The organism is Lonsdalea britannica (genome assembly GCF_946477055.1).
GTDB classification, from domain to species: Bacteria; Pseudomonadota; Gammaproteobacteria; order Enterobacterales; family Enterobacteriaceae; genus Lonsdalea; species Lonsdalea britannica_A.
In genome coordinates this window covers 1-4,469 of record NZ_CAMKXG010000274.1, presented here as the reverse complement: position 1 = coordinate 4,469, position 4,469 = coordinate 1, and the positions used below count along the sequence as shown (strand labels likewise).

Below are 4,469 nucleotides of genomic sequence, written 5' to 3'. Positions count from 1 at the left end.
TCAGTTTATTTTCCAGCTCGCCGATTTCACGCTTCATGCGTTCCAGCGTTTCATCTACGTTCTCCGCTTCCTGCTCCAGTACGACAATAAGATCGGTCAGCTTCTGCTTTTCAATCAGAGCGGCGCGAGCCAGATCTTCTTTATCGTTACGCAGCGCCAGTTCGGCTTTTTCCTGCCATTCCGTCTGCTGAGACTGCGCCTGGCCGATGCGACGCGCCAGCTGTTTCTTCTCCGCCAGCGCTCGTGCTGAGGTAGAGCGCACTTCAACCAGCGTGTCTTCCATTTCCTGAATCATGAGCCGAACCAGCTTCTGGGGATCTTCCGCCTTGTCCAGCAAGGAGGTGATGTTGGCGTTAACGATGTCGGCAAAACGAGAAAAAATACCCATAGTGTTATCCTCTTAATGATTTCCGGCGTCTTGGTACGCCCGTTGGATCCGCCCCGGCGTATCGGGTCACGTTATCTCCATGAGGTAATTCAATCTCCGTGCCAATGTCGCAAAATAAAATAATCAACTGAATTTAAACGTATTATTCTTTTTTACGTCATGAGGCCCGGCTGCTATGCTGGTTAAATTCGCTAACAGTTAGTCAATATGACAAGGTGATTTCGTGGCTTATGAACAAGATTCGCTGCTCGGGGAAGCCAACAGCTTCCTCGAAATGCTGGAGCAGGTGTCTCAACTGGCGCAGCTCAGCAAACCGGTGTTGGTGATCGGCGAACGCGGCACAGGTAAAGAGCTGATCGCCAGCCGCCTTCATTATCTGTCTCCCCGCTGGCAGGGGCCGTTCATTTCGCTTAACTGCGCCGCCTTGAATGAGAACCTGCTGGATTCGGAGCTGTTCGGCCATGAGGCTGGCGCATTCACCGGCGCCCAGAAGCGGCATCTCGGTCGTTTCGAGCGCGCCGACGGCGGCACGCTGTTTTTGGATGAGCTGGCGACCGCGCCGATGCTGGTGCAGGAAAAGCTGCTGCGCGTCATCGAATATGGCGCTCTGGAACGCGTGGGCGGCGGACAATCGTTGCAGGTCGACGTGCGGCTGGTGTGCGCCACCAACGACGATCTGCCCGCGCTGGCGGCGCAGGGGAAATTTCGCGCCGACCTGCTGGACCGCCTTGCATTCGACTTGGTGCAGCTTCCGCCGCTACGCCAACGTCAGCAGGACATCATGCTGCTGGCGGACCACTTTGCCGTTCAGATGTGCCGGGAGCTGGGACTTCCGCTCTTCCCCGGCCTGACCGAGCGGGCACAGCGCACTTTGCTCGACTACAGCTGGCCCGGTAATGTTCGCGAACTCAAAAACGTGGTGGAACGCTCCGTTTATCGCCACGGCACCAGTAGCGAGCCGCTGGACCATATCATCATCAACCCGTTTCAACCCTCCGCGACACCAACGCCAACGGTGCCGGACGCCGAATCAGACACCCTGCCCACGCTGCCGCTGGATATGCGCGGCTGGCTGAGTCAGCAGGAGCAGCAGCTGTTGCAGCAGGCGCTGGCGCAGGCCCGTTTTAATCAGCGCAAGGCCGCCGAACTGCTGGGACTGACCTACCATCAGCTGCGCGGGCTGCTGAAAAAACATGCCATCAGCGTGAATGAGGTCTGAATTGAGACACGGCGATGACGGCTGCGGGGACGATATAACGCAGGGACGCTCGTCTCTAATGGTGAAAAAGGCAACGGTTGGCGACAAGAAATTGGGGCGAGGCGCAGAGTGCGTTACACTCTGTCTATCGCATATTGCCTGAAAACTCCCGTATGTCTGGAAAATATACTCTTGCGCTAGCGTTGACCTGGTTAACCGGTTCCGCGCTGGCTGCACCGTTGCCGCCCACGCCAAGCCCGACGCCGCCGGAAGATATCCGCAGCAGCGGCTTTGTGTATTGCGTCAACGATGAACTGACGACGTTCAACCCGCAGATGGCGCGCAGCGGCGTGATGGTGGATACCCTCGCAGCACAGCTGTATGACCGCCTGCTGGGCGTAGATCCCTATACCTATCGACTGGTTCCCGAGCTGGCCCAGCGGTGGGAAGTTCTGGATAACGGCGCGACCTATCGCTTCACATTGCGCCACGATGTGCCGTTTCAGCACACAGCATGGTTTGCGCCGACCCGCGCGATGAACGCAGATGACGTACTGTTCAGCTTCCAGCGGATGCTGGATGTCCATCACCCGTTCCACGACATCAACGGCGGCGAATACCCCTACTTCGACAGCCTGCAGTTCGCCGACACGGTGCAAAGTATTCGCAAAATCGGCGACTACACCATCGAGATCCGGCTGAACAAACCCGACGCTTCTTTCCTGTGGCATCTGGCGACACACTACGCGCCCATTCTGTCGGCGGAGTATGCCCAGCAGCTGCAACAGCAGGATAAAGAGGAGCTGATCGACCGTCTGCCGGTCGGTACCGGCCCTTATACGCTGAACGAATATCGCTACGGGCAGTTTGTGCGCCTGCGGCGCAATGACGACTACTGGCGCGGCCAGCCGCGTATGGAACAGGTCGTCTTCGACCTCGGTGCGGGCGGAACCGGACGCCTGTCCAAGCTGCTGACCGGCGAGTGCGATGTTCTGGCCTATCCGGCCGCCAGTCAGCTCAGCATCCTGCGTAACGATCCGCGTCTGCGTCTGTCTCTGCGTCCGGGCATGAACGTCGCCTATCTGGCGTTCAACGTGCGCAAACCGCCGCTGGACGACCCGCGCGTCCGCCATGCGCTGGCACTGGCGATTAACAATGACCGCCTGATGCAGTCGATTTATTACGGTACGGCGGAAACCGCCGCGTCCATTCTGCCGCGCGCCTCTTGGGCCTATAACAGCGAAGCGCAGATCACCGCTTACAATCCCGAGAAGTCGCGTCGGATGCTGCAGGAACTGGGGGTGAATAATTTGCACCTTCAGCTGTGGGTGCCCAGCACATCGCAGTCCTACAACCCCAGCCCGGTGAAAACCGCCGAGCTGATTCAGGCCGATCTGGCTCAGGTCGGCGTTGAAGTGACGCTGATACCGGTTGAGGGACGCTTTCAGGAAGCGCGTCTGATGGAAATGAATCACGACCTGACCCTCGCGGGCTGGGCCACGGATAGCAACGACCCGGACAGCGTGTTCCGCCCTTTATTGAGCTGCGCCGCCATCCGCTCACAAACCAACTATGCCCATTGGTGCGATAGCGGATTCGATCAGGTGTTGCAGGACGCGCTGTCGTCGCAACAGCTCTCCAAACGCATTGATTATTACCAGCAGGCGCACCAGATTCTGGCCGACCAGCTGCCCGTACTGCCGCTAGCGTCTTCGCTGCGTATGCAGGCCTATCGTTATGACATGAAAGGATTGGTGCTCAGTCCCTTCGGCAATACCTCTTTCGCCGGGGTCTACCGCGAAAGCGATGCGCCGCCGCCTGCGCCGCGGGAACTGCCGGAACCGCCGCCGCCAATGGAAGGAGTCGCGCCGTGATTATCTATGCCTTGCGCCGCCTGCTATTGCTGGTGGTGACGCTATTTCTGCTGACGCTGGTCGGCTTCAGCCTGCTCTATTTCACGCCTCACGCCCCGCTGCGCGGCGTGGCGCTGTTTGACGCCTACCGCTTTTATCTCGTCGGCCTGTTACAGTGGAATTTCGGTCTGTCCAGCATCAACGGACAGCCGGTCAGCGAACAGCTGAAGGAGGTGCTGCCCGCCACCATCGAACTGTGCGTTTTGGCCTTTTCGCTGGCGCTGGTCATCGGCATCGTGCTGGGGATCACCGCCGGTATTCTGCAAAACAAAACGCAGGACAAAATATTGAGCGGTCTGGCGCTGTTGGGATTCTCGCTGCCGATCTACTGGCTGGCGCTGCTGATGACCCTGTTCTTTTCGCTCCATTTGGGCTGGCTACCGGTCTCCGGCCGTTTCGACCTGCTCTATCAGGTGCCGCGCGTTACCGGCTTTTCGCTGATAGACGCCTGGCTGGTTAAGTCCCCTTACCGGGATGAAATGATGATGAGCGCCGTCCGCCACCTGATTCTGCCGGTGACGGTGTTGTCCGTCGCTCCGACGACCGAAGTGTTCCGGCTGATGCGGATCAGCACCACCGAAATTATCGGCAAAAGCTACATCAAGGCGGCCTACACGCGCGGGCTGTCGCGCACGACCATCATCCGTCGTCATTTGCTGCACAACGCGCTGCCGCCCATCGTGCCCAAGCTGGGACTGCAGTTTTCCGCCATGCTGACGCTGGCGATGATTACCGAAGTTGTGTTCAGCTGGCCGGGCGCGGGGCGCTGGCTGGTGAACGCCATCCGCCAGCAGGACTACGCCGCGATTTCGGCGGGCGTGATGGTGATCGGCATGATGGTGTCTTCCATTGGCGTACTGTCTGATATCTGGGGTGCGATGACCAACCCGTTGAAACATAAGGAATGGTATGCTCTCCGATAATATTTATCGCGAAAAACATCAGCCTAGCCGCTGGCGTGATACCTGGA

At 58.6% G+C, this 4,469-nt stretch carries 4 protein-coding genes; 3 read left to right on the top strand and 1 reads right to left on the bottom strand.

Annotated elements, in window-relative coordinates; all coding sequences use genetic code 11:
- A partial coding sequence (locus Q7O77_RS15040; protein WP_304169160.1) for a PspA/IM30 family protein occupies positions 1-388 on the bottom strand: 388 nt, incomplete at its 3' end.
- Between the two features lie 223 nt (positions 389-611).
- On the opposite strand from Q7O77_RS15040, the gene pspF reads away from it, so the two are divergent.
- The 3 genes from pspF to sapB all read left to right on the top strand — a co-directional run bounded on the left by pspF (position 612) and on the right by sapB (position 4,422).
- A complete protein-coding gene (gene pspF, locus Q7O77_RS15035; protein WP_304169157.1) occupies positions 612-1,607 on the top strand; it encodes a phage shock protein operon transcriptional activator in 996 nt (331 codons plus the stop codon).
- A 152-nt stretch (positions 1,608-1,759) separates the two neighbouring features.
- Complete coding sequence (sapA, locus tag Q7O77_RS15030) at positions 1,760-3,460, top strand: ABC transporter substrate-binding protein SapA (RefSeq protein ID WP_304169154.1); 1,701 nt, start codon at positions 1,760-1,762, stop codon at positions 3,458-3,460.
- Positions 3,457-4,422 (top strand): putrescine export ABC transporter permease SapB, encoded by a 966-nt coding sequence (gene sapB / locus Q7O77_RS15025; protein WP_304169149.1) that lies wholly within the window; start codon positions 3,457-3,459, stop codon positions 4,420-4,422. The genes sapA and sapB overlap by 4 nt, the downstream gene beginning before the upstream one ends.
- The last annotated feature ends 47 nt before the right edge of the window (positions 4,423-4,469 follow it).

What these genes read in the sequence shown, in the direction of transcription:
- sapA (WP_304169154.1), top strand. Translation starts at nt 1,760, where the DNA reads ATGTCTGGAAAATATACTCTTGCGCTAGCGTTGACCTGGTTAACCGGT.